Consider the following 1,004-nt stretch of genomic DNA (forward strand, 5'->3'; position numbering starts at 1 on the left):
CCATTGAACCATTACATCGCCTCTGAGCTTACGGCCACCTCGGGTGACTGTAACGATAATGATGCGGCCATACACCCCGATGCTATCGAGGTCTGTGATGGCATTGACAATAACTGTAACGGTCAGATAGACGAAGGGGTTAAGACCACCTATTACGCCGATACCGATGGCGATGGCTATGGGGATCCGGCATCAACCACCCAGGCCTGTTCCGTCCCTGCAGACTATGTGAGTAACAACACGGATTGCGACGACACGGATGCCAATGAATATCCGGGTCAGCTATGGTACGCGGATGTGGACGGCGATGGTTACAGCAGCGGCACCTCCCAGACGGCCTGCGAGCGTCCATTGAACCATTACATCGCCTCTGAGCTTACGGCCACCTCGGGTGACTGCAACGATAATGATGCGGCCATACACCCCGATGCTATCGAGGTCTGTGATGGCATTGACAACGACTGTGACGGTCAGATAGACGAAGGGGTTAAAACCACCTATTATGCCGATACCGATGGGGACGGCTATGGGGATCCGACATCGACCACCCAGGCCTGCTCGGCTCCTGTGGGCTATGTAAGTGATAATACCGATTGTGATGATACAGATACCAATGTAAATCCGGGTGAGACGGAAATATTGGATAATGGTAAGGACGACGATTGTAATCCCGCAACCCTGGACAGCTCGGCCGATGTTGATGATGACGGCGATGGCTTTACAGAAAATGAAGGCGATTGTGATGATACCAATCCGAACATCAATCCCAATGCCATTGAAATATGTGATGGTAGGGACAATGACTGTGACGGACAGATAGACGAAGGGGTTAAGACCACCTATTACGCCGACACCGACGGGGACGGTTATGGCGATGCAGCATCGACCACCCAGGCCTGTTCTGCTCCTTTTGGCTATGTGAGTGATAATACGGATTGCAATGATACCGATAACACCGTTTACCCTGGCGCACCGGAACTTTGCGATGGTAAGGACAACGACTG

General features: G+C 52.2%; 1 protein-coding gene. It reads left to right on the top strand.

Annotation, left to right across the window (positions count from 1 at the left end; all coding sequences use genetic code 11):
• On the top strand, positions 1–1,004 hold a 1,004-nt coding region (locus tag MR041_RS15570; RefSeq protein WP_242095172.1), incomplete at both ends, for a putative metal-binding motif-containing protein.

This window comes from Aestuariivivens sediminicola (assembly GCF_022662015.1).
Taxonomy (GTDB): domain Bacteria; phylum Bacteroidota; class Bacteroidia; order Flavobacteriales; family Flavobacteriaceae; genus Aestuariivivens; species Aestuariivivens sediminicola.